General features: G+C 71.3%; 22 protein-coding genes. 19 read left to right on the plus strand and 3 right to left on the minus strand.

All coding sequences use genetic code 11. The annotated features are described in order from the left end of the window. Positions 1 to 27: 27 nt before the first annotated feature. Together LXT12_RS09480 and LXT12_RS09485 are read right to left on the minus strand one after the other, a co-directional pair. The gene (locus tag LXT12_RS09480) at positions 28 to 1,518 is read right to left on the minus strand and encodes a carboxypeptidase M32 (RefSeq protein ID WP_233391418.1); all 1,491 of its coding nucleotides are present in this window, start codon (positions 1,516 to 1,518) and stop codon (positions 28 to 30) included. Next, on the minus strand, positions 1,515 to 2,012 hold the full coding sequence (locus LXT12_RS09485; protein ID WP_233391419.1) for a YqaA family protein: 498 nt from the start codon (positions 2,010 to 2,012) through the stop codon (positions 1,515 to 1,517). Before LXT12_RS09485 ends, LXT12_RS09480 begins: the two co-directional genes overlap by 4 nt. 68 nt (positions 2,013 to 2,080) lie before the next feature. Between LXT12_RS09485 and dusB the strand changes: the two genes are divergently transcribed. The 19 genes from dusB to ubiM all read left to right on the plus strand — a co-directional run bounded on the left by dusB (position 2,081) and on the right by ubiM (position 22,994). Further along, complete coding sequence (dusB, locus tag LXT12_RS09490) at positions 2,081 to 3,133, plus strand: tRNA dihydrouridine synthase DusB (RefSeq protein WP_233391420.1); 1,053 nt, start codon at positions 2,081 to 2,083, stop codon at positions 3,131 to 3,133. A gap of 12 nt (positions 3,134 to 3,145) precedes the next feature. Then, positions 3,146 to 3,400 (plus strand): helix-turn-helix domain-containing protein, encoded by a 255-nt coding sequence (locus LXT12_RS09495; RefSeq protein ID WP_233391421.1) that lies wholly within the window; start codon positions 3,146 to 3,148, stop codon positions 3,398 to 3,400. A 5-nt stretch (positions 3,401 to 3,405) separates the two neighbouring features. After that, the gene (purH, locus tag LXT12_RS09500; RefSeq protein WP_233391424.1) at positions 3,406 to 4,983 is read left to right on the plus strand and encodes a bifunctional phosphoribosylaminoimidazolecarboxamide formyltransferase/IMP cyclohydrolase; all 1,578 of its coding nucleotides are present in this window, start codon (positions 3,406 to 3,408) and stop codon (positions 4,981 to 4,983) included. Positions 4,984 to 5,470: 487 nt separating this feature from the next. Next, positions 5,471 to 6,880 (plus strand): coniferyl aldehyde dehydrogenase, encoded by a 1,410-nt coding sequence (locus LXT12_RS09505; protein WP_233391426.1) that lies wholly within the window; start codon positions 5,471 to 5,473, stop codon positions 6,878 to 6,880. Beyond that, positions 6,880 to 7,383 (plus strand): hypothetical protein, encoded by a 504-nt coding sequence (locus LXT12_RS09510; RefSeq protein WP_233391428.1) that lies wholly within the window; start codon positions 6,880 to 6,882, stop codon positions 7,381 to 7,383. Before LXT12_RS09505 ends, LXT12_RS09510 begins: the two co-directional genes overlap by 1 nt. Further along, positions 7,383 to 8,993 (plus strand): GMC family oxidoreductase, encoded by a 1,611-nt coding sequence (locus LXT12_RS09515; RefSeq protein ID WP_233391430.1) that lies wholly within the window; start codon positions 7,383 to 7,385, stop codon positions 8,991 to 8,993. The genes LXT12_RS09510 and LXT12_RS09515 overlap by 1 nt, the downstream gene beginning before the upstream one ends. A gap of 2 nt (positions 8,994 to 8,995) precedes the next feature. Further along, positions 8,996 to 9,319, plus strand: a complete 324-nt coding sequence (locus LXT12_RS09520; protein WP_233391431.1) for an antibiotic biosynthesis monooxygenase family protein — start codon at positions 8,996 to 8,998, stop codon at positions 9,317 to 9,319. Positions 9,320 to 9,455: 136 nt separating this feature from the next. After that, entirely contained in the window at positions 9,456 to 10,334 is an 879-nt protein-coding gene (locus LXT12_RS09525; protein WP_233391433.1) for a tetratricopeptide repeat protein, read from the plus strand. 43 nt (positions 10,335 to 10,377) lie between these two features. Then, positions 10,378 to 11,028 (plus strand): lysophospholipid acyltransferase family protein, encoded by a 651-nt coding sequence (locus LXT12_RS09530; protein WP_233391435.1) that lies wholly within the window; start codon positions 10,378 to 10,380, stop codon positions 11,026 to 11,028. Further along, entirely contained in the window at positions 11,028 to 12,029 is a 1,002-nt protein-coding gene (locus tag LXT12_RS09535) for a phosphatidate cytidylyltransferase (RefSeq protein ID WP_233391437.1), read from the plus strand. The genes LXT12_RS09530 and LXT12_RS09535 overlap by 1 nt, the downstream gene beginning before the upstream one ends. Beyond that, the gene (gene ruvC / locus LXT12_RS09540; RefSeq protein WP_233391439.1) at positions 12,026 to 12,574 is read left to right on the plus strand and encodes a crossover junction endodeoxyribonuclease RuvC; all 549 of its coding nucleotides are present in this window, start codon (positions 12,026 to 12,028) and stop codon (positions 12,572 to 12,574) included. Before LXT12_RS09535 ends, ruvC begins: the two co-directional genes overlap by 4 nt. Before the next feature lie 317 nt (positions 12,575 to 12,891). Then, positions 12,892 to 13,605 (plus strand): PEP-CTERM sorting domain-containing protein, encoded by a 714-nt coding sequence (locus tag LXT12_RS09545; protein ID WP_233391442.1) that lies wholly within the window; start codon positions 12,892 to 12,894, stop codon positions 13,603 to 13,605. Positions 13,606 to 13,648: 43 nt separating this feature from the next. Beyond that, the gene (locus tag LXT12_RS09550; RefSeq protein ID WP_233391443.1) at positions 13,649 to 16,084 is read left to right on the plus strand and encodes a CehA/McbA family metallohydrolase; all 2,436 of its coding nucleotides are present in this window, start codon (positions 13,649 to 13,651) and stop codon (positions 16,082 to 16,084) included. A gap of 112 nt (positions 16,085 to 16,196) precedes the next feature. Next, positions 16,197 to 17,603 (plus strand): sodium:solute symporter, encoded by a 1,407-nt coding sequence (locus tag LXT12_RS09555; protein WP_233391444.1) that lies wholly within the window; start codon positions 16,197 to 16,199, stop codon positions 17,601 to 17,603. Positions 17,604 to 17,634: 31 nt separating this feature from the next. Continuing rightward, positions 17,635 to 17,859: an addiction module protein gene (locus LXT12_RS09560; protein WP_233391445.1), complete on the plus strand. Its 225-nt coding sequence runs from the start codon at positions 17,635 to 17,637 to the stop codon at positions 17,857 to 17,859. After that, on the plus strand, positions 17,856 to 18,074 hold the full coding sequence (locus LXT12_RS09565) for a type II toxin-antitoxin system RelE/ParE family toxin (RefSeq protein WP_233391447.1): 219 nt from the start codon (positions 17,856 to 17,858) through the stop codon (positions 18,072 to 18,074). Before LXT12_RS09560 ends, LXT12_RS09565 begins: the two co-directional genes overlap by 4 nt. Before the next feature lie 124 nt (positions 18,075 to 18,198). Continuing rightward, positions 18,199 to 19,986, plus strand: a complete 1,788-nt coding sequence (locus tag LXT12_RS09570; protein WP_233391449.1) for an ABC transporter ATP-binding protein — start codon at positions 18,199 to 18,201, stop codon at positions 19,984 to 19,986. After that, complete coding sequence (locus tag LXT12_RS09575; RefSeq protein ID WP_233391450.1) at positions 19,983 to 21,788, plus strand: ABC transporter ATP-binding protein; 1,806 nt, start codon at positions 19,983 to 19,985, stop codon at positions 21,786 to 21,788. Before LXT12_RS09570 ends, LXT12_RS09575 begins: the two co-directional genes overlap by 4 nt. A 48-nt stretch (positions 21,789 to 21,836) precedes the next feature. Next, positions 21,837 to 22,994, plus strand: a complete 1,158-nt coding sequence (ubiM, locus tag LXT12_RS09580) for a 5-demethoxyubiquinol-8 5-hydroxylase UbiM (protein ID WP_233391451.1) — start codon at positions 21,837 to 21,839, stop codon at positions 22,992 to 22,994. Here ubiM and LXT12_RS09585 read toward each other — a convergent pair whose 3' ends face one another. Next, positions 22,995 to 24,242: a patatin-like phospholipase family protein gene (locus LXT12_RS09585; protein ID WP_233391452.1), complete on the minus strand. Its 1,248-nt coding sequence runs from the start codon at positions 24,240 to 24,242 to the stop codon at positions 22,995 to 22,997. Positions 24,243 to 24,296 lie beyond the last annotated feature (54 nt).

Raw genomic sequence — 24,296 nt, forward strand, 5'->3', positions numbered from 1 at the left:
AGCCTGTCGGCAAGCTGTCGGCGCCGCTCAGGTGCCGAGGTAGCGCCGACGCAGGTGGGCCTCGAAGTGCGCCGGGTTCAGCGCCTCGCCGCTGGCGCGTTGCACCAGCTCCGGCGTCTCGTAGCGGCTGGCGGCCTGCCAGATGCGGCTGCGCAGCCAGTCGAAGACGCCGCCCAGCTCGCCGCGGGCGATCTGCTCGTCGAGCTGCGGCTGCGCCGCGCGCATCGCGGCGAACCATTGGGCCGCGTACATGGCACCGAGGGTGTAGCAGGGGAAGTAGCCGAACAGGCCCGCTGGCCAGTGCACGTCCTGCATCGGCCCGTCCTTGAAGTTGCCACGGGTGTCCAGCCCGAGCAGCTCGGCCATCCTGGCGTCCCACAGCGCCGGGATGTCGTCGACCTCGGCCTCGCCTTCGATGAGGGCGCGCTCGATGTCGAAGCGCAGCAGGATGTGGGCGGGGTAGGTGACCTCGTCGGCATCGACGCGGATGAGGCCGGGCTGCACCCGCGTCAGCAGCTTGTTCAGGTTGCCCGGCTCGAAGGCCGGCTGCGGGCCGAAGTGCCTGGCCAGCAGCGGCGCGAGCAGGCCGGCGAAGGCGGGGTGGCTGCCGAGCTGCATCTCGAAGGACAGGCTCTGGCTTTCGTGGATGCCCATGGAGCGGGCGCGGGCGATGGGCTGGCCGAGCAGCTCGCGCGGCAGGTTCTGCTCGTAGCGGCCGTGGCCGGTCTCGTGGATGACGCCCATCAGCGCCGGCAGGAAGTCGTCCTCGCGGTAGCGCGTCGTCATGCGCACGTCCTCGGGCACGCCGCCGCAGAAGGGGTGAGTGCTCTCGTCCAGCCGGCCGGCGGCGAAGTCGAAGCCCACCAGCTTCATCGCGTCCAGGCCGAGGGCCTTCTGGGCGGCGGCGGGGAAGGGGCCGACAGGCGCGATGACGGTCTCCGTGGCCTGGCGCGCGATGACGTCGCGGATGAGGCCCGGCAGCCACTGCCGCAGCGGCGCGAAGGCGCGGTCGACTTCGGCGCTGCGCATGCCCGGCTCGTACTGGTCGAGCAGGGCGTCGTACTTCGACAGGCCGGTGCTTTGCGACAGGCACTCCGCCTCCTGGCGGGCGATGGCCAGCACCTCACGCAGGTTGGGAACGAAGCCGGTCCAGTCGTTGGCGGGGCGCTGGCTGCGCCAGGCGTGCTCGCAGCGGTTGTTGGCCAGGCTCTTGGCCTCGACGAGGGCCTGGGGCAGGGCGTTGGCGGCCCGCCAGACGCGGCGGATCTCGCGCAGGTTGGCGCGCCGGGTGTCGTCCAGCGGCTCGGCCGCCGCGGCGTCCAGCAGGCCGGGCAGGGCGGGGTCGGTGGCGAGCTGGTGCAGCAGGCCGTCCATCTCGGCCAGGGCCAGGCTGCGGGCCTCGTTGCCGCCGGCAGGCATGTTGGCCGCCTGGTCCCACTGGGCGATGGCTTGCAGGTGGCCGAGCCGGTGCAGGCGCAGCTGGCGGGCGGTGAGGTCCGTGTAGGCGGGTGTGTTCATGACAGCCAAGTATCCGGAATGAGCCACAACAACGCGGCGGTGTAGAAGATGAAGCGCAGGAACTTGCCCAGGGCCATCCAGCCCACGCAGGGCCAAAAGGGCAGCCTGAGCCAGCCGGCCACGGCGCACAGCGGGTCGCCGACGACCGGCAGCCAGCTCAGCAGGCAGGCCTTGGGGCCGAAGCGCTGCAGCCAGCGCATCGCCCGCGAGTGCGAGGGCTCGTGGTGCTGGACGGCCTCCACGGCCTTCTCGGCACCATAGCCCACCCACCAGCTCGTCATGCCGCCCAGCGTGTTGCCCACGGTGGCGACCAGGACGACGGGCCAGAACATGCCCGGGTCCGCCTTGACGACGAGGTAGACGGCCGGCTCCGATCCCAGCGGCAGCAGCGTGGCCGAGATGAAGGCGATGACGAAGACCGCCACCAGGCCGACCTGGGGCAGCGCCAGCGCGGCGAGCAGGTCGTGGACGATTTGGCCGAGCCAGGCTTCCATGCCGGCATTGTGGGGGGAGCCGGTGTGCGCGCTGGCTACAATCTCGCCTCATTTTTGAGCAGAACCTCGTGCACATCGGTCCCTACACCTTGCCCAACGCCCTCTTCGTGGCGCCGATGGCGGGGGTGACGGACCGGCCCTTCCGCCAGCTGTGCCGGCGCCTGGGGGCGGGCTATGCGGTCAGCGAAATGGTGACCTCGCGCCGCGAGCTGTGGACGAGCCTCAAGACCTCGCGCCGCGCCGACCACGCCGGCGAGCCAGGCCCCATCGCCGTGCAGATCGCCGGGACCGACGCCGCCATGATGGCCGAGGCCGCCGCCTACAACATCGACCGGGGCGCCCAGATCATCGACATCAACATGGGCTGCCCGGCCAAGAAGGTGTGCAACAAGTGGGCCGGCTCGGCGCTGATGCGCAACGAGGCGCTGGCGTTGGAGATCGTCCAGGCCGTGGTGGCCGTGTGTGCTCCGCGCGGCGTGCCGGTCACGTTGAAGATGCGCACCGGCTGGAGTGCCGACGAGCGCAACGCGCTGCGGCTGGCCCGCCTCTTCGAGGCCGCCGGCATCGCCATGCTGACCATCCATGGCCGCACGCGGGAGCAGGGCTACAAGGGCCTGGCCGAGTACGACACCATCGCCGCGGTAAAGGCGGCGGTGGGCGTCCCCGTCGTCGCCAACGGCGACGTCGACTCGCCCGAGAAGGCCCGCGACGTGCTCGCCCACACCGGCGCCGACGCCCTGATGATCGGCCGCGCCGCCCAGGGACGGCCCTGGATCTTCCGCGAGGTGGCCCATTTTCTGGCGACGGGCGAACACCTGCCTGCCCCGACGGTGGCCGAAGCGCGTGACCTGCTGACCGCCCACCTGCACGACCACTACGGCCTGTACGGCGAACTCAGCGGCGTGCGCAGCGCGCGCAAGCACATCGGCTGGGCCGTGCGCGGCCTGCCCGGCGGCGAAGCCTTCCGCCAGCACATGAACACCCTGGAGCATTGCGATCAGCAGTTGCAGGCTCTGCGCGACTGGTTCGACGAACTCGGCCAGACCCACGACCGGCTGCCACCCACCGTGGCCGCCAACGACGAAGTAGACGCCCCGGCCGACGAGGCCTGCGCGGCCTGACGCATCCCTGCCATGAGTGCCCAGAAGAACACCAACCCGCCCAACCCCATCGACGCCTGCGTGCGCGACAACCTCGAAGCCTTCTTCCGCGACCTCGACGGGCAGGAACCGCACTCCATGCACGAGATGCTGATCAAGCTCGTGGAGAAGCCGCTGTTCGAGATCGTCATGCGCGAGGCCGGCGGCAACCAGAGCAAGGCTGCGCAGTGGCTGGGCATCAACCGCAACACGCTGCGCCGCAAACTCAACGATCACAACTTGGGCTGACCCACATGGCACTCACCGCACTTCTCTCGGTCTCGGACAAGACCGGCATCCTCGAATTCGCCCAGGCGCTGCACGGCCTCGGCGCCAAGCTGCTGTCCACCGGCGGCACCGCCAAGCTGCTGGCCGACAACGGCCTGCCCGTCACCGAAGTGGCCGAGCACACCGGCTTCCCGGAGATGATGGACGGCCGCGTCAAGACCCTGCACCCCAAGATCCACGGCGGCCTGCTGGCGCGCAGCGACCTGCCCGAGCACGTGGCCGCGATGCAGCAGCACGGCATCACCCGCATCGACATCCTGGCCGTCAACCTCTACCCCTTCGAAGCCACGGTGGCCAAGGAAGGCTGCACGCTGGAAGACGCCATCGAGAACATCGACATCGGCGGCCCGGCCATGGTGCGCAGCGCGGCCAAGAACTGGAAGGACGTGACGGTGCTGACCGACGCCGCCCAGTACGCCACGGTGCTGGAGGAACTGAAGTCCAACGGCCGGACCAGCGACAAGACCCGCTTCGCCTGCAGCGTGGCCGCCTTCAACCGCATCGCCCAGTACGACGCGGCCATCAGCAACTACCTCTCCGCGCTGCAGGAAGACGGCTCCAAGGCCGAGTACCCCGCGCAGATGAACGCCACCTTCGTCAAGGTGCAGGACCTGCGCTACGGCGAGAACTCCCACCAGACTGCGGCCCTGTACCGCGACCTCTACCCGGCCCCGGGCTCGCTCGTGACGGGCAAGCAGCTGCAGGGCAAGGAGCTGAGCTACAACAACATCGCCGATGCGGATGCGGCCTGGGAGTGCGTGAAGAGCTTCGAGGTGCCGGCCTGCGTCATCGTCAAGCACGCCAACCCCTGCGGCGTGGCCGTGGCCGCGAACGCCGCCGAGGCCTACGCCAAGGCCTTCAAGACCGACCCGACCAGCGCCTTCGGCGGCATCATCGCCTTCAACCGCGAGGTGGACGGCGCCGCCGCGCAGTTGGTGTCCAAGCAGTTCGTCGAGGTGCTGATGGCGCCCTCGTTCAGCGCCGAGGCGCTGGAGATCTTCAAGGGCAAGGTCAACGTGCGGCTGCTGCAGATCGCCCTTCCGCCCGGCGGCCCGCGGCCGTGGGACCAGGGTCGCAACGCCGGCGACAGCAAGCGCGTCGGCTCGGGCCTGCTGCTGCAGAGCGCCGACAACCACTTCCTCAAGCGCGAGGACCTCAAGGTCGTCACGACGCTGCAGCCCAGCGCCCAGCAGCTCGACGACCTGATGTTCGCCTGGACCGTGGCCCAGTACGTCAAGAGCAATGCCATCGTCTTCTGCGGCGGCGGCATGACCCTGGGCGTGGGCGCCGGCCAGATGAGCCGGCTGGACTCGGCCCGCATCGCCTCGATCAAGGCCCAGCATGCCGGCCTCACGTTGCAAGGCTCCGCGGTGGCGAGCGACGCCTTCTTCCCCTTCCGCGATGGCCTGGATGTGCTGGCCGATGCCGGCGCGACCTGCGTCATCCAGCCGGGCGGCTCGGTGCGCGACGACGAAGTCATCGCCGCGGCCAACGAGCGTGGCATCGCCATGGTCCTCACGGGCGTGCGGCATTTCCGGCACTAGACGTGCCCCTCGCCGGGGCGGCTGCCGCTGAACGTGGGGCCGCCCCGCCGGTCTTGCAGACCGCGCTGCGGCTAATGCCGCAGCCCTTCGGCAGGCACGGCAAGTCCACTGGACTTGCCGTGTCCCGCCTCAGCCCCCGAGGGGACGGCGATGCTTGCGGCATCGAGCCGCAAGCACATCGCCATGGCGGGCCGGCTTGGGAGCGGCCCGGCGCTCGGCCCGAACAGCCGAACAGCCGAACAGCCGAGCAGCCGAGCAGCCGAGCAGCCGAGCAGCCGAGCAGCCGAGCAGCCGAGCAGCCGAGCAGCCGAGCAGCCGAGCAGCCGAGCAGCCGAGCAGCCGAGCAGCCGAGCAGCCGAGCAGCCGAACAGTGTGGGTGTCGCTGGCGCGACTAGGTGCAGCCCTCTAGTCCAGGGCCGGCCCCGATGGTGAGGGGGCGGCTTGCGGTTAGCCTCGGTGGATTCGAGCAAGAACCGGAGACGAGCCCATGGACACCGCGCTGCAGGAACGGCTGCACCTGGCATTGACCGCCCAGCGCCGCGCCTTCGAGGCCGAGCGCATGCCGTCCTACGAGGTGAGGCGCGACCGCCTCGAGCGCGTGCTGCGCATGACGCGCGAGCACGGCGAGGCCCTCGCCGTCGCCATGGCCCAGGACTTCGGCCACCGCGCCCGCCAGGAGTCGCTGCTGGCCGACATCTTCACCGTCGAGGCCGGCGCCCGCCATGCCCTCAAGCGCCTGCGCCGCTGGATGAAGCCGCGCCGCGTCGAGACGCCGCTGCACTTCCTGCCCGGCCGCAACGTGCTGATGCGCCAGCCCCTGGGCGTCGTCGGCATCGTCTCGCCCTGGAACTACCCCTATTACCTGGCCATGGAGCCGGCCGTCGCGGCGCTGGCGGCCGGCAACCGCGTGCTCATCAAGCCCTCCGAGCTGACGCCCGCCACCTCCGAACTGATGGCGCGCCTCGTCGCCGAGCACTTCAAGCCCGAGGAGATGCAGGTCATCACCGGCGACGCCGAGGTCGGCAAGGCCTTCACCGAGCTGCCGCTGGACCACCTCTTCTTCACCGGCTCCACCGCCATCGGCCGCCATGTGGCCCAGGCGGCGGCCCGCAACCTCACGCCCGTGACGCTGGAACTGGGCGGCAAGTCGCCCGCCATCGTCGACCGCAGCTGCGACCTGGGCCTGACCGCCTCCCGCCTGGCCTTCGGCAAGCTCTTCAACGCCGGCCAGACCTGCGTCGCGCCCGACTACCTGCTGGTGCCGCGCGAGATGGTCGAGCCCCTGAGCCAGGCCATCCTCGGCGAGATGCGCCGCATGTACCCGCGCATCGCCGGCAATGCCGACTACACCAGCATCGCCACGCCCCGCCACCTCGCGCGGTTGCAAGGCCTGATCGCCGACGCCGCCGCGCGCGGCGCCCGCGTGCTGCGCAGCCACGACGAACAACCCGACGACCGCCGCCTCGTACCGACCCTGCTGCTGGACGTGACGGCGCAGATGAGCGTCATGCAGGAAGAGATCTTCGGCCCGCTGCTGCCCGTCGTCGGCTACGACCGCCTCGACGACGCCCTGGCCCACGTCAACGCCGGCGACCGGCCGCTGGCCCTGTACTGGTTTGGCAGCGACACCGCCGCGCGCGACCGCGTCATGCGCGAGACCCTGGCCGGCGGCGTCACCGTCAACGACTGCCTCTGGCACCTGGGCCAGGAGGAGCAGCCCTTCGGCGGCGTGGGCGCCAGCGGCATGGGGGCCTATCACGGCGAATGGGGCTTCCGCACCTTCAGCAAGGAAAAGCCCCTGTTCATCCAGTCGCGCTTCGCCGGCACCAAGCTCTTCCAGCCGCCCTACGGCGCCACATTCGAGCGCCTGCTCGGCCTGCTGAAGAAGGTGGTGTGATGCAGCGCCGCCGACTGTTGAAGCTGGGCCTCGGGGCCGCCGTCGTCATCGGCGTGGCCGGGGCCGGCATCGCGCTGATCAAGCCGGGCCTGGTCGACGGCAAGCTCAGCCCCGGCTCGCGCGAGCTGATGCGCGCCGTCGCCGTGGCCGTGCTCGGCGACCTGCTGCCCGCGGGCGCGGCCCGCGAATCGGCGCTGGACGCCCAGCTCGCGCGGCTCGACCAGGCCGTCGCCTCCCTGCCGGCGGCCACGCGCAAGGAGCTGTCCGACGCCCTCGGCCTGCTCGCCACGGCCGCGGGGCGCTATACCCTCGTGGGCCTGTCCCGGCCCTGGGGCGAAGCCGGCCCCGCCGACATCCGCCAGGCCCTCGACGCCATGCGACTGTCGAGCTCCAACACCCGCCAGCAGATCTACCACGCACTGCGCGACCTCAACGCCATCGCCTTCTTCACCGAGCCGGTGAACTGGCAGGCCGCCGGCTACCCCGGCCCGAGAGACATCTGATGAGTTCCTTGCCCGACCCCATCGTCGACGGCCTGCAGCGGGGCTGGAAGGTCCACGGCGGCCCCCATGCGGCCCTGCCCGCGGCCCTGGACTGCGACGTCGCCATCATCGGCAGCGGCGCCGGCGCCGGCATCACGGCTGAGATGCTGGCCCGCGCCGGCTTGAAGATCGTCATCGTCGAGGAGGGCCCGCTGCGCTCCAGCAGCCAGTTCCGCCAGCGCGAGGCCGACGCCTACCCCCAGCTCTACCAGGAAGCCGCCGGCCGCAAGACGGCCGACCAGGCCATGAACATCCTGCAGGGCCGCTGCGTCGGCGGGTCGACGACGGTCAACTGGACCGGCAGCTTCCGCACGCCGCCCGACGCGCTGGCCTATTGGGGCGAGAAGTTCGGCCTGACGGACTTCAACGAGGCCGCCATGGCGCCCTGGTTCGAGCAGGCCGAGCGGCGGCTGAACATCGGCGACTGGCAGACCGCGCCCAACGAGAACAACGACGTGCTGCGCCGCGGCGCCGCCAAGCTCGGCGTGCCCACCAAGGTCGTGCGCCGGAACGTCAAGGGCTGCTGGAACCTCGGCTCCTGCGGCATGGGCTGCCCGACCAACGCCAAGCAGTCCATGCTCGTCAGCACGTTGCCCGCGGCCCTGGACCTCGGTGCGACGCTGCTCGTGCAGACGCGCGCGGCGCGGCTGGAACTGCAGGACGGCAAGGTCGCGGCCCTCGTCGCCGAGCCGGTCGCCCTGGACGGCACCGTCACCGGCACGCCGCTGCGCATCACGGCCCGGCACTACGTCGTCGCGGGCGGTGCCATCAATTCGCCGGCCCTGCTGCTGCGTTCGAGCGCACCCGATCCCCACGGCCTGCTCGGCAAGCGCACCTTCCTGCATCCCACGGCCGGCGGCGTCGCGCTGTTCGACCACGAGGTGGCCGGCTGGGCCGGTGCGCCGCTGTCGGTGTTCTGCGACCACTTCCTGCACACCGGCCCCATCGACGGCCTCATCGGCTACAAGCTGGAGGTGGCGCCTGTCCACCCCGCCTTCGCGCTGACCAATGGCGGCGGCATCGGTGCCGACCTCGTCGAGCGCGCCCGCGACATGCCGCGCACCCAGCTGATGATCGCCCTGCTGCGCGACGGCTTCCATGCCGAGGCGGCGGGCGGTGCCGTCAAGCTGCGCAGCGACGGCACGCCGGTGCTGGACTACGTGCTGACGGACTATCTGCTCGACGGCGTGCGCCGCGCCTACCTGACCATGGCCGAGATCCAGTTCGCCGCCGGCGCCCAGGTCGTGCGCCCGGTGCACGAGCAGGCGCGCGGTTATACCAGCCTCGCCGAGGCGAAGCAGGGCATCGCCGGCCTGGCAATGAAGCCCTTCATCGCCACCGTCGGCAGCGCCCACGTGATGGGCGGCTGCACCATGGCGGCCGATGCCGGCCGCGGCGTCGTGCGGCCCGACGGCCAGCATTGGCAGATCGCCAACCTGTCGGTGCACGACGGCTCCGTCTTCCCGACCAGCCTGGGCGCCAACCCGCAGCTCACGGTCTACGGCCTGGCCACGCGCCTGAGCAGCGGCCTCATCCAGCGCCTGGGCGCCCGGCCCGTGCAGCTCGCCTGAGCATGATCCTGGAAATCGCTTCGCTGCAGGTGCGCCCCGGCCAGGCGGCGGCCTTCGAGGCTGCCTTCCTGCAGGCCCAGGCCATCATCGCGTCCATGCCGGGCTACCTCGGCCACGAGCTGCAGCGCTGCCTGGAGCGCGACGACCATTACATGCTGCTGGTGCGCTGGCGCTCGGTGCAGGACCACGAGGTGGGCTTCCGCACCTCGGCCGAGTACCAGCAGTGGCGGGCGCTGCTGCACCACTTCTACGATCCCTTCCCGACGGTGCTGCACTACGAGGCTGCCGCCGGCCCGGGCCTCGCGCCTGCCCCGGCGGGCCGCTGAGCAGGCAGGGCCGGCGCACGGCGCCTTGTCCTACGCCCCAAGTCTTGAAACCCGACGGGCCGCCGTCAGATCAGGGGCGCAAACTGCCATCTGCCGGAGAGCGTCCGCCCGCCGGCGTGGTTCGAGGAGTGTTGCGATGAAGTTCCCACGATTCCTGTTGTTGTGCATGGCCCTGCTGTCCGGCCTGTGGCTGGGCACGGCCCATGCGCTGCCCACGGTGGACGAGGTTCAGGCCGCCGCCAAGCGCGGCGACTACCCCGCCGCCGAGAAGATGATGCGCGAGGTCGTGGCCGCCAGGCCCGACAGCGCCCGCGCCCAATACGTGCTGGCCGAGATCCTGGCCCATCAGCGCCAGTTCGACGAAGCCGCCGAGCACGCCCGCCGCGCCCGTGCGCTGGACCCGGCCATCAAGTTCGCCGACCCGGCCAAGTTCACCGCCTTCGAGCAGTTGCTGCAGCGTGAGCAGGCGGGCGCGGCCAAGTCCACCGCCGTGCCGGCGACTGTCAACGCTCCGCCGCCGACGCGAGCCGCGCCCGTCGAGCGCGTCGACAACGGTGGCGGCGTACCCGTGTGGCTGCTGATCGGCGGCGCCATCCTCTTCATCTGGGTCGCCATGCGCTGGATGCGCAGCCGCACGGCGGTGCAGAACCAGCCTGCCATGGCGGGCGGCTATGGCGGCTACCAACCGGGGGGTTATGGCGGCGGCATGCCGCAGCAGCCGACCTCGGGTGGCCCGGGCATGCTCGGCGTGGGCCTGGGCGCGGCCGGCGGCTTCGCGGCCGGCATGCTGGCCGAGAAGATGCTGCACGGCGACCATGAAGGCCGCAGCATCCCGCGCGACCAGGACGGCGGCGGCAGCGGCCTCATCCCCGGCAGCTTCGGCGGCGGCGACAACGGCGCGGCCGACGAGCTGACCCGGCGCGACATCGACTTCGGCAGCGGCGACGGCTGGGGCGGTGGCGATGCCGGCGGTGGCGATTTCGGTGGCGGTGGCGGCGGCAGCGACGACTGGTAAGCCCTCCCGGCAAGCCTCCATGGGGCCGCGATAATCCGGTCCCATGACGCTAGCCGCCTTCACCGGCCAGTTGCTCGCCTTCATCGCCCGGCTCATCACCGGCGCCCAGGGCCACTGGAAGGGCTGCCCGCCACTGGCCGAGCAGCGCATCTACATCGCCAACCACCAGAGCCATTTCGACCTCGTCCTGATCTGGGCCGCCTTTCCGCATGAACTGCGGGCCACGACCCGGGCCATCGCGGCGCGCGACTACTGGACGACGAGCGCCTTCAAGCGCTGGCTGACGACCTCGGTCTTCAACGCCATCTACGTCAGCCGCACGCGCAGCAACCCCGACGAAGACCCGCTGGAGCCGCTGGCCGAGGCCCTGGCCAAGGGCGATTCGCTCGTCATCTTTCCCGAGGGCACGCGCTCGAGCAAGGGGCGCCCCATGCCGTTCAAGTCCGGCATCTACCACCTGGCCGAGCAGTTCCCCGACGTGCCCCTCATCCCCACCTGGATCGACAACGTCCAGCGTGTCATGCCCAAGGGCGAGGTCGTGCCCGTGCCCATCCTGTGCACGGTGACCTTCGGCGCCCCCATCCACCTGCGGCCCGGCGAGAGCAAGGCCGACTTCCTCTGCCGCGCGCGCGAGGCCGTCATGGAGCAGCGCCCGCATCCCGAGTCGGTCGCGCGCATGGCGGAGGCCGACTGATGGTCGCCTGGCTCAAGCAACTCAGCGCCAGCGAGCAGGTGGCCCTGCTCTTCGTCGTGCTCTTCGGCCTGCTGATGCTGCTGACGGTCGGGCTCTTCCTGAACTCGCTGCGCGAGCGCCCGGACGAGGAGGCCCGGCGCGCCTCCGAACTCGCCTGGGAGCGGGTGCGCCGCGACCTGCGCGCGGCCTGGATCGGCGGCTGCATGTTCTGGGTCGCGTGGATTTCCGGGCCGCTGGGCGCGACCCTGCTGTTCGCGCTCTTCTCCTTCCTGGCGCTGCGCGAGTTCATCACCCTCGTGCACACCCAGCGCAGCGACCATCGCACCCTCATCGTCGCCTTCTTCGTGCTGCTGCCGGTGCAGTACATGATCTGCGGCACGCGCTTCTTCGACCTCTTCACGGTCTTCCTGCCCGTCTACGGTTTCCTGGTGCTGCCCGTCGTCAGCGCCCTGGCCGACGACCCGCGCCAGTTCCTGGAGCGCAACGCCAAGATCCAATGGGGCGTCATGGTCTGCGTCTACGGCCTGTCGCATGCTCCGGCCCTGCTGCTGCTGGACTTCCCCGGCTACACCGGCCGCGGCGCCTTCCTGCTGTTCTTCCTCGTCATGGTGGTGGCGGCCTCCCAGATCGCGCAGGAGATCGCCACGCGCACCCTGCGCCGCCGCCCCGTCGCGCGCCACATCAGCCGCAGCTTCTCCATGCGGGCCTGGTGGATAGGCACGTCGACCGGCACCGTCGCGGGCCTGCTGCTGTTCTGGATCACGCCTTTCAAGGCCGGCCAGGCCCTGGCCATGGCCTTCCTCACCGCCGGCGCGGCCGGCTTCGGCGGCCTGGTGATGAAGGCCCTCAAGAAGGACGCCGGCGTCCTCTACTGGGGCAATCGCAGCTCCATCACCGGCGCCGTCGGCCTGCTGGACCGCGTGGCGGTGCTGTGTTTCGCCGCGCCGGTGTTCTTCCACTCGGCCCGCTGGTATTTCCAGCTGCCGCTGGGGTACCGATGAGGATCCTCGGCATCGACCCCGGCTTGCAGACGACGGGATTCGGCGTCATCGACGCCGACGGCCCGCGGCTGGCCTATGTGGCCAGCGGCACGATCAAGACCAGCGGCGCGGCCACCGGTGACCTGCCCGGGCGGCTGAAGATCCTGTTCGACGGCATCCGCGAGGTGACGGCCCGCTACCAGCCGCAGTGCGCGGCGGTCGAGATCGTCTTCGTCAACGTCAACCCGCAGTCGACGCTGCTGCTCGGCCAGGCGCGCGGCGCCGCCGTCACGGCCCTGGTGTCCGCCGACCTCGCCGTCAGCGAATACACCGCCCTGCAGATGAAGAAGGCCATCGTCGGCCATGGACACGCCAAGAAGGAGCAGATCCAGGCCATGGTGCAGCGCCTGCTCGCCCTGCCCGGCGTGCCCGGCAAGGATGCGTCCGACGCCCTGGGGCTGGCCATCATGCACGCCCACGCACGGGTGAGCTTCGAGGCCATGGGCCGCAGCACCACGCTGCAGCGCCGCCAGCACGCCATCTTCAAGGGCGGCCGGACCTACTGACTCCGGCTGAACTGCGGGTTTGCGCCGATCCGCCGGACGTGTGTTGGTTGCAACGCCTTGGGGGCGCCTGACCCCTTGGATGCGGGGAGTCCGGGGCCTGGCCGGCCGCTCCGGCCGCTGCGTCCGCGCCCTGTTTTTTGCAGCAAAAACAAGCGCTTGCGACGGGATGTGAAGGTTTGGTGACGAACCGCCCGCGGGATACCCCCGGGATTGTCTTCCTACTCCGTAAAAAAAGCCTCACTACGCTGCGGCGGTCCGCTGGCCTAACGGCGTTTCACGGCGGCCCTCGCATCCTCCACTCCTCCGTCGTACCCGCCATGAAATTCCGCCTCCTCGCTCTTGCCGCCCTGGCCGTCTCCGGCGCTGCCCATGCCGACGACATCGCGCTCTGGAACTTCAACAGCTTCAACTGCACCAGCAACTGCACCGCGCCGAAGGCGACGCAGACGGCCAACGGCGGCGTGCTCAGCGCCGTGGGCGCCGTCACCTTCTCGTCCGCGGGCGGGTCGGGCACCGGCAGCGCGCTCAACACCACCAGCTACCCCGCCCAGGGCACGGGCAACCTGACCCGCGGCGTGCAGTTCACGGTCAGCACCCTGGGCTATACCGACATCGTGCTGTCCTTCGCCCAGCGCAACAGCAACACCGCCTCGGCCTGGACGACGCTGCGCTACACGCTGGACGGCAGCACCTGGCAGACGGCCACCAGCTTCCTGATGCCGGCCGCCCAGTCGACGACCTTCGTCAACGGCATCACCTACGACTTCTCGAGCATCGTCGGCGCCAACGACAACGACAACTTCGGCATCCAGCTGCTCACCAGCTTCGCGCCCGGCACCTCGTCCTACCTGGCCACCGGCACCGGCGCCAGCTACGGCACGGGCGGCACCATCCGCTACGACAACGTGCTCTTCACCGGCAACGCCATCCCCGATGCCCCGCTGCCCGTGCCCGAGCCCCACACCTACGCCCTGATGCTGGCCGGCCTGGCCACCGTCGGCCTGATGGCCCGCCGCCGCCGCGCGAACTGATCTCTCCCCCCGGCCCCTGGACTCTTCTTTCGTCGAGGAACTCGTGAACACACCCCACTTCCCCCTGCGCCCGCTCGCGGCCTGCCTGCTGCCCCTGTTGCTGGCGGCCTGCGGCGGCGCCAACCCGCCCAGCACCGCCACCGCCACGCCCGCCGCCACCGACGGCATGGCCCAGATCGCGGCCGTCCATCCCAGCGTCAAGTACCCGGACCACCATGAGTTCGAGGTCGAGCTGGCCGTGCCCTTCACCAGCGGCGTGGCCAGCGGCGCACGCCGCTTCGGCGTGACGATGAACTACCTGGGCGCCCCCGAGGGCGAACAGTTCGCCTACCGGCTCGAGCTGCTCTCGCCTACCGGCGCCGTCGTGCAGACCTTTGCCGGCGTGGAGCGCTTCAAGGGCAAGCCGCTGACCCTGGGCTTCGACTGGGCCGGCCGCACCGGCCAGGCCAGCCTGGCCGATGGCGTCTACGAGGCCCGCCTGACCGCCCTGGCCGTGGACCCCGACGTCGCCGCCGACGGCGCCACCGACGCGGCGCGTGCCGAGGCCCTGCTCGCCACCGAGGGCGTGGCTCACGAGCCTCACGTCGAGTCCTTCAAGTTCGTCATGGGTGCCGCGCCCACGGCCAGGATGCCGGCCTACCGCGCCATGGCCCTGGGCAGCCAGTTGAGCGGCGGCGAGGCGCCGCGCGCCAAGGCCATGGCCGCCGGCGCCATCGCCAGCTGGCCCTACACGGTCTACTACGGCTCGCTGCACGGCCAGACCAACGACTCCGACGGCGGCGGCGACCTCGCCACCTGCAACTCGTCGCAAGCCGCGCAGACCGGCCAGTTCGGCCCGGACACCGCCTTCCCGTACGCCAAGGGCAAGGGCCTGGACTTCTTCGGCAACACCGACCACAACCACTACTTCGACGGCAGCTCGGGCCTGGGCACCATCCCCGCCGCCACGGCGAAGACGCGCTACACCAACGGCCTGACCACCGCCAGCAACTACACCGCCGCGAACCCCGGGTTCCTGGCCATGTACGGCATGGAGTGGGGCGTCATCAGCGGCGGCGGCCACCTCAACATCTTCAACAGCGACGAGCTCTACTCCTGGGAGTACGACCCGAGCAACCAGCTCTACGGCCACCGCTTCGTCGCCAAGAACGACTACGCCACGCTGTACTCGGTGATGCGCGCGGCCGGCCAGGTCGGCCAGTTCAACCACCCCGACACCAGCGGCCAGTTCATCGTCAACGGCACCGACTTCGGCTACACCGCCGACGGCGACGAGGTCATGGTGCTGGCCGAGATCTCCAACACCAGCGCCTTCTCCAACAAGGACGACGAGACCCAGCAGCCCGGCTCGGGCTACGAGGCAGCCTTCCGCAAGATCCTGGAGCGCGGCTTCCACGTCGCGCCCGCCACCAACCAGGACAACCACTGCGCCAACTGGGGAGCTTCCTATACCAACCGCACGGCCGTGCTCATTCCCAATGGCACGCCGCTGACGCGCGACAGCTTCCTCGAGGCCGTGCGCGCCCGCCGCGTGTTCGCCACGCATGACAAGTACTCCCAGGTCGTGTTCAGCGCCAACGGCGCCATCATGGGTTCGCGCATCAACAACCAGGGACCGCTCAACCTGGACATCGGCTTCGCCAACACCACCGGCAAGACGGTGTCGCTGGTGGAGGTCTGGGAAGGCGTGCCGGGCCGCAACGGCACGATGACCCTGCTCACCAACAGCGCCAGCTACACGCACACGCCGACGGACGGCCTGCACGTCTACTACGCCAAGCTCACCCAGAGCGACGGCAAGATCCTCTGGTCCGCCCCCATCTGGGTGAACCAGGGCGCGGCCAACAACGGCGACACCACGCCGCCCACGGTCAGCGCCAGCGAGACGGGCAACAGCGGCACCATCACGCTGTCGGCCACGGCGAGCGACAACGTCGGCGTGACCAAGGTCGAGTTCTGGATCGACGGCGCCCTCAAGGGCACCGACACCACGGCGCCTTACTCGATGACGCTGGACTCGCGCGGCCTGCCCAACGGCTCACACACGCTGGTGGCCAAGGCCTTCGACGCGGCGGCCAACAGCGCCTCATCGACGCCGGTGAGCTTCAACGTCAGCAACGCCGGTGCCTCGGCCAGCGAAAAGGAGTCCAACAACACCATCGCCACCGCCAACGTCCTCGGCACCGCGACCACGGTCACCGGCTTCATCTCCAGCACCACCGACAAGGACTACTTCCGCATCGACCTGCCGGCCAGCAAGAAGATCCGCGTCGACATGACCGGTCCCAGCGGTGTGGACTACGACCTCTACCTCGTCAGCTCCTCCGGCGCCGGCCTGGCCTCGTCCGAGGGCACGACGGCCTCCGAGTCGCTGACCTTCACCAACGGCACCTCGGCCCGCACCGTCTACATCAAGGTGCAGAGCTACAGCGGCTTCAGCACCAGCTCGGGCTACACGCTGAACATCAGCTACCCCTGAGTTCAGTTGACGCCGGGCCCGGCCGCGCATCGCGGCCGGTTCGACCCCAGGGGCCCTCGGGCCCCTTTTTCATGCCCGGGCCACGGCGGCGTCATCGGGCATCATCCCCTCCATGCCACCGGGTCTGCTGCTGCTGGGCGTCCTCGCCTATTTCGCCCTTCTCTTCCACGTCGCCCACCGGGCGAGCCGCCGTGCCGGGGCCGCCGGCTTCTACGTCGGCGGGCGGAGCAGCCCCTGGCCCGTGGTCGCCTTCGGCATGGTGGGCACCTCGCTGTCGGGCGTCACCTTCATCAGCGTGCCCGGCTCCGTCGCCGCCAGCGGCTTCACCTACCTGCAGGTGACGCTGGGCTACCTGGTGGGCTACGTCGTCATCGCCTACGTGCTGCTGCCGGCCTACCACCGGCTGGGGCTGGCGTCGATCTACGAGTTCCTCGGCGCGCGGCTGGGGCCGGTCGCGCAGCGCCTGGGCTCGGCCTACTTTGTGCTCTCGCGCACGGTCGGCGCCACGGCCCGGCTCTACCTGGTCGTGCAGGTGCTGCACACCCTCATCCTCGGGCCGCTGGGCCTGCCCTTCGCGGTGGGCGCGGCGGTCGTGCTGGCGATGATCCTGCTCTACACCGTCGAGGGCGGCGTCAAGGCCCTGGTGTGGACCGACACGCTGCAGACCGCCGGCATGCTGACCGGCCTGGTGGTGTGCACGGTGCTGCTGTGGCAGCCCGGCACGCTCGCCCAGCTCGACGCGGCCGGCCTGTCGCGCGTCTGGGTCGGCGACCCGCTGAGCCGCGACTTCTCCGTGAAGGCGGTGCTGGCAGGCGTCTTCATCACCATCGCCATGACGGGCCTGGACCAGGAGATGATGCAGAAGAGCCTGTCGGTGGCCCGGCTGCGCGACGCGCAGAAGAACCTGCTGCTGCTCGCCGGGTTGCTGCTGCTCGTCATCACGGCCTTCCTGCTGCTCGGCGGCCTGTTGACCCTCTTCGCCCGCCAGCATGGGCTCGAGGTCCGGGGCGATGCCCTTTTTCCGGCCGTCGTCATGCAGCACCTGCCCGCCTGGGTGCAGGCCGTCTTCGTGCTCGCCCTGGTGTCGGCCCTGCTGCCCAGCGCCGACGGCGCCCTCACGGCGCTGACCGCCAGCACCTGCCTGGACCTGCTGCAGGTCGGCACCGAGGACACCCGCACCCGGCGCCGCGTGCACGTCGGCTTCGCCGTCCTCTTCCTGGCCCTGGTGCTGGGCTTCAAGGCGCTGGACAGCGCCAGCATGATCTACCTCATCCTCAAGCTGGCCGGCTACACCTACGGGCCGCTGCTGGGCCTCTTCGCCTTCGCACTGTTCACGCCGCGCAGGGTGTCGGCCGCGGCCCTCGTGGGGGTCTGCCTGGCCGCGCCGCTGCTGTGCGCGGTGCTCGACTTCGGCCAGCCCTGGGGCGGCTACCAGATCGGGCTGGAGCTGCTGCTGCTCAACGGCTTGCTGACCTGGTGCGGCTTGTGGCTCGTGGCCCGCCGCAATGTGGCAAGCTAGCCACCGTTGCCGTCGTGCCTGGGGGATCCGGATGAGTACGCTTGAAGCGCTGCAAGCCGAGGTGGAGAAGCTCTCACCCGCGGACCGGTCGCGTCTGCTGGAACACCTGGTCGAAGGGTTGGAACGGGACCCGGAAGTGGAGTCGGCCTGGGAGGCGGTGGCCCAGGCGCGGCAGGAAGAGCTGAAGTCGGGCCGGGTCAAGCCGGTGCTCCTCGACGAGGCCCTGGCCCGCCTGCAAGCCCGCTTCCCCGGTTGAAGGTCGTTCTCCACCCCGCCGCCGAGCTCGACCTCGAAGCGGCCGCCGCCTTTTACGAGCGGCAGGGCTCACCGGCGCTGGCGGCCCGCTTCATCAAGGAGTTCTGGCATGCGGCCGGCCTCCTGCTCGAGCAGCCCGGCATCGGTGCGCCGCGCAGCCGCGGACGCCGATCCTTCGGCTGCGGGTGTTTCCGTACAGCGTCGTCTACGAGCTGACGCCGGACGGCATCACGGTGTTGGTGGTCCGCCCCCATCGCCGTCATCCCGACGTCGGCACCCGGCGCTGAGTCAACCGGTCGGCGGCGCGGGCCTTCGAACTCCGGCGACACTGCGGCGTTCCATGCCCGTGTCCCCGCCGTCCGCCCCGTCCGCCTCTTCCGGCCTCTCCCGCATGCTCGCCGCCTTCGTGCGCGAGCACTGGCGCGCCTACGCGGCTGCCGGCGCCATGCTGAGCTGCATCGCGCTGTTGACGGTGTGGATCCCGCGCCAGGTGGGCCACGTCGTCGACGCCCTCGTGGCCGGCCAATTGCACGGACCCGGGCTGCTGCGCCAGCTCGGCCTGCTGGTGGCGGCGGGCCTCGTCATCTACCTGCTGCGCGCCGGCTGGCGGCTGACCCTCTTCAAGGCGGCCTACCAGCTCGGCGCCCGGCTGCGCACGCGGCTCTTCGCGCGGCTGGCGCTGCAGGGGCCGGCCTATTTCCAGGCCCAGCGCACCGGCGACCTGATGGCCCTGGCCACCAATGACATCGACACCGTCGAGCAGGCCGCCGGCGAGGCCATGCTCGCCGGCTTCGACGGCACCCAGACCCTGGTGCTGGTGCTGGCGATGATGACCGTCGGCATCGACTGGCGCCTGGGCCTGGCGGCGCTGCTGCCGTTTCCGCTGATGGGCCTGGCCTTCTGGTGGATCTCCCAGCATCTGCACCAGGCCGCGCAGGACTCGCTGACGCGCTTCGGCGACCTCAACCAGCAGGTGCAGGAAAGCCTGGCGGGCGTGCGCACGCTGCGCGCCCTCGGCCTCGTGGACCGCAGCCGCGCCCGCTTCGGCGAGCTCGCCGACCGCGCGGCCGAGGCGAGCTTTCGCTCGCAGCGCTGGGAGGCAGCCTATGAGCCGGCCGTGGGCATGACGCTGTCGGCGGCCTTCGCCATTGCCCTGGCCGTGGGCGGCTGGCTGGTCGCGCGGCGCGAGATCAGCATCGGCCAGCTGACGGCCTTCACCATGTACCTCGGCCAGCTGATCTGGCCCATGTTCGCGGCGGGCTGGGTGCTGGCGCTGCTGGAGCGTGGCCGCGCCGCCTGGGGGCGGCTGGCTCCGGTGCTGGATGCGCCCCTCACGCTGGCCGACGAGGGCAGGGCGGCCCTGCCGTCGCCCGCGCCGCTGCAGGCCCGAGGGCTGACCTACGGCTTCCCCGGCGCGCGCCGGCCCGCGGTGGAGGGCGTGGACTTCACGCTGCCGCCGGGCCGCACCCTGGGCATCGTCGGCGCCACCGGCAGCGGCAAGTCCACCCTCGTGCGCCTGCTGTTGCGCCAGGCCGAGCCCCAGGCCGGCGGGCTGGCGCTGGGAGGCGTCCCCCTGCCCGAACTGCCGCTGGCCACCCTGCGCGCCCACATCGCCTGGGTGCCGCAGGAGCCCTTCCTGTTCTCCGCCACCGTGGCCGAGAACATCGCCCTGGCCCGCCCTCAGGCCACGCAGGCCGAGGTCGAGGCCGCGGCGCGGCTCGCGGCCGTGCACGACGACATCGCCCGCCTGCCCCAGGGCTACGCGACCGAGGTCGGCGAGCGCGGCGTGACGCTGTCCGGCGGCCAGCGCCAGCGCGTGGCCATCGCGCGGGCCTTGTTGTCCGACGCACCGTTGCTGGTGCTGGACGACGCGCTGTCGGCCGTGGACACCGGCACCGAGACGGCCATCCTCGATCACCTGCGCGAGCTGCGTGCGGCGAGGCCCGACCGCAGCGTCATCGTCATCGCCCACCGGCTCTCGGCGGTGATGGACGCCGACGAGATTCTGGTGCTGAAGCAGGGCCTCGCGGTCGAGCGCGGCACGCATGCCGAGCTGCTGGCCCTGGGCGGCTGGTATGCGGCGCAGTGGCGCTACCAGCAGATCGAAGCCAGCCTGGAGGCGGCATGAAGGACGCCAGCGCAGACCCGCCCGTGACCGGCAAGACGCCTGAACGCCCCTGGCAAAGCGTCGGCCTGCTGCTGGATGCCGCGCGGCCCGAACGGCCTCAGCTGCTGCGCGGCGGCCTGTGGCTGCTCACCGCCGCGGCGCTGGACGTGCTCGGCCCCATCCTGGGCAAGCGCTACATCGACCACCACCTGCTGCCCGGCCGCTACGACATCGCCGAGATGGGCGCGTTGCTGGCGCTGATGCTGGCGACGGGCTGGGCCGCCAGCTGGCTGCGTTATGCCCAGCTGTCGCGCATGGCCGGCGTGGCGAGGCGCTCGGTGCTGCGGCTGCGCGAGCGCGTCTACGCCCACGTGCTGGCCCTGCCCATGGCCTTCTTCGACAAGGCCATCACCGGCCAGCTCGTCAGCCGCGTCACCAACGACACCGAGGCCGTCAACCAGCTCTACCGCCAGGTGCTGTACGTGATGCTGGACTCGACCATCGTCGTCCTCGGCTCGCTCGTCGCCATGGCCTGGCTGGACTGGCGGCTGATGCTCATCGTGGCGACGCTGGTGCCAGCCATGGTGCTCATCGTCCTGGGCTACCAGCGCCTGTCGGCACCGGCCGTGCAGCGCACCCGCCAGCTGCGCAGCGACATCAACGCGCAGATGGCCGAGAGCATGGCCGGCATGGCGGTGCTGCAGGCCAGCGGCGCGGCGGGGCGCTTCGCCGAGCGCTTCGGGGCGACGAACGCGGAGCACCGCCTGTCGCGCATCGCCGAGCTGCGCGCCAACGCCTGGCTGTTGCGCCCCGCGCTGGACCTGCTCAACGTGCTGCTGCTGGTCACGGTCATCTACAGCTTCGGGCGGCGCGAGCTGTCAGGGCTGGAGGTGGGCCTGCTCTACGCCTTCCTGAGCTACATCGCCCGGGTGGTGGAGCCCCTCATCCAGATCACCATGCAGTTCGGCCAGCTGCAGCAGGCCATGGTGGCCGCGTCGCGTGTCAAGGCTCTGCTCGCCGAGGCCGAGCAGAGCGGCCCGCCGCAGGACGGGCGGGTGATCTCGGCCGGGGCGCTGCGCATCGAGGGCGTCAGCTTCGGCTACGACCCGGCGCGGCCCGTGCTCCATGGCATCGACGTGGACATCCCGGCCGGCAGCTTCGTCGGCATCGTCGGCCACACGGGCAGCGGCAAGAGCACGCTGCTGTCCCTGCTGCTGCGCTTCTATGACGCCCAGCAGGGCCGCATCAGCGTCGACGGCCAGCCGCTGGCCGCCGTGCCCGACGCGGCCTTCCGCGACGCCGTGGGCCTGGTGCCGCAGGAGCCCTACCTCATGGCCGCCAGCGTGCGCGACAACATCGCCATGGGCCGCCCCGGCATCGGTGCCGCCGAGGTGGAGGCGGCGGCGCAGGCGGCCCGTGCCCACGACTTCATCGCCGCGCTGCCCCAGGGCTACGACACCCTGCTCGGCGAAGGCGGTGCCCGCGTCTCCACCGGCCAGAAGCAACTGCTCGCGATGGCGCGTGCCCTGGCGGGAACGCCGCGCATCCTCTTCCTCGACGAGGCCACCAGCAACATCGACAGCGCCACCGAGCGCCGCGTCAGCGACGCCCTGGCCACGCTGCACGGCCGCGTGACGGTGGTCGCGATCGCCCATCGCCTCTCCACCATCCGGGCGGCCGACCAGATCCTGGTGCTCAACCACGGCCGGCTGCAGGAGCGGGGTACGCACGAAGTGCTGATGGGCCTGGACGGCGGGCTCTACCGCCGTCTCGTGGAATTGCAGACCCTGGCGGAGGCCGACGCGGCGGACGAGGCGGCCTGACCTGGGTCAAGGCGGCGATGGCCGCGGCGGCCTAGGCTGCGAGTTGCCATGAATCCTCCCACCACCCCTCCCCAGGTGCTGATCAGCGGCGCCGGTCCCGCCGGTCTCGCCCTGGCCTGCGCCCTGCACGACCGCGGCCTCGCGGTGACTGTTCTCGAACAGTCCGAGTCCCGGGCCCTGGCCGAGCCCGCCGACGATGGCCGCGAGATCGCCCTGACCCACCGCTCGCGGCGGCTGCTCGAGGGCCTGGGCCTGTGGGCCCGCCTGCCCGACGTGGCGCCGCTGCGGCGCGCCAGCGTGCGCTCCAGCGGCACGCGCACGCCGCTGCCTTTCGAGGCCGGCGGCCAGGACCTCGGCTGGCTGGTGGGCAACTGCCATCTGCGCGCCGCGGCCTGGGCCGGTGCCCAGGAGCGCGGGGTGCCGGTGCTGTGCGGGCGCACCGTGACCGGCTTCGAGCGCACGGCCGACGAGGCGAGGCTGACGACGCGCTGCGGCGAGGTGCATGCCGCGCCCCTGGTGGTCGCCGCCGACAGCCGCTTTTCGGCGCTGCGGCGCCTGGCCGGCATCGGCGCCCGCCACCGCGATTTCGGCCGCAGCGCCCTGCTGGTGCCGCTGGCCCACGAGCGTGAGCACGACGGCTTGGCGCAGGAGTGCTTCCTGCAAGGCCACACGCTGGCCCTGCTGCCCAAGACCGGCCGCTGCAGTTCGGCGGTGTGGACCATTGCGAACGCCGAGTTGCCACGCATCCTGGCCATGGACGACCGCGAACTGGCCGCCGCCATCGAGGCCGCGGCCGAGGGCCGCCTCGGCGCCATGCAGGTGGCGGGGGCCCGCCATGTCTATCCCCTCGTCGCCGTCTGGGCCGAGCGCTTCGCCGGCCCGCGCATCGCGCTGATCGGCGACGCCGCGGTGGGCATGCACCCCGTCACGGCCCATGGCTACAACCTCGGCCTCTACGGCATCGAGGCGCTGTCGCGGCGGCTTGCGCCGGGGCGCGACCCCGGCGAACTGGCACCGCTGCTGGCCTACGAGGCCGAGCACCGCCGCGAGGCGGGGCCGCTGTATGCCGGCACGAATGCCCTGGTGCGCTTCTTCACCGACGACCGGGCGCCGGTGCTGGCGTTGCGGCGGGCCGTCATCGACGTCGCCCGCTACCTGCCGCCGCTGCGCGCGGCCATCACGCGCCGGCTGGTGGACGCGGCCTGATCAGGCGTCGTCGGCGCGCGCCTCCAGCACGGCCAGGACGCCGCGCAGCGAACGCAGGGCCTGCTCGATGCGCGTCTCGCCCGGCAGCGGCAGCAGCCGGGCCTCGCGGTTGGCCAGCACGTCCTCACGCAGGGCCAGGCCCGCGCGGGCGAACTGCGGCCCGAGCGTGGCCGCATGGCTGCGCAGCCGCTCGCGGGTCACCTGGTAGGCGTGCTCCGCCAGATGGCGGCGTTCGCGGTAGCTGAAGGTGTTGGCCATGAAGAACTCCGCATCGTGCGGGTCGGGCTCGAAGAGCACGATGGCGGTCTGCGGATGGGTGAGTTCGTAGCCCTTCAGGCCGAGGGCCAGGCGCGAGTGGATGAGGGAGCGGAAGGTCTGCGCCAGCACCAGCGGCAGGCCGCCATCGACCAGGCGGTGGATGCGCGGGCGCTCGGCGCGAACGGCGGGGCGGCCCAGCTTGCGGGCCAGCTCGCGGGCGCGGCGCGAGCGCTCGTCGCGCGCCGTGGAGCGGCGGTCGCTCGCGTAAGGCACGAGGGGGTTGAGGCAGATCAGCAGGTCCAGGCCGCGATCCAGCAGCACCGAGGCATGCAGGGTCTTCTTGAGGGCGCCGTCGACGAAGTAGCGGCCATCGATCTCCACCGGCGGGAACAGGCCGGGCAGGGCGGCGCTGGCCTGCACGGCGCGCGAGATGGGGACATGGTCCCAGCCTTCGGTGCCGAAGGCGACGGCCTCGCCGCTGTCCAGGTCGGTCGCCACCAGCACGAGGCGGCGGCCCAGCGTGCGGAAGTCGTTGCTGCGGCCGGGCGCGGCGAAGACGCGGGTCAGGGCCTCGCCGAAGCGGTCACTGGACAGCAGGCCGGTCGGCAGCACGCGGCCCAGGCGCTCCATGGTGCCGAGGGTCGAGCGGCCTTCGAGCAGCACTTCGCGGGCGGCGCCTGCCAGCACGCCAGGCAGCTGCCGCAGGCGCTCGCCGAACTCCTGCCAGGCGGGCTGCAGCAGCTCGCCGGGGTCGAAGCGGTCCGGCGGCTCGGCCGTGTTCTCGATGAAGGCCGCGCACAGCTCGCGCGGCCGCATGCCGTTGGCCAGGGCCGCGGCGATGAAGCCGCCCGCGCTGACGCCGATGTAGCCGTCGCAGGCGCTGAAGTCCAGGCCCTCGACCGCTTCTTCGAGCGCGCAAAGCGCGCCGACCTCATAGATGGCCCCCAGCGGGCCACCGCCGGCCAGGGCCAGCCCGATGCGGGGCCGCACGGGCGACGCGCCCTTGCGGGTGCGACCCTGGGGTGTCCCGCGTGGGCTCATCGG

The sequence above is a fragment of the Pelomonas caseinilytica genome (assembly GCF_021353235.1).
Lineage (GTDB): Bacteria > Pseudomonadota > Gammaproteobacteria > Burkholderiales > Burkholderiaceae_C > Pelomonas > Pelomonas caseinilytica.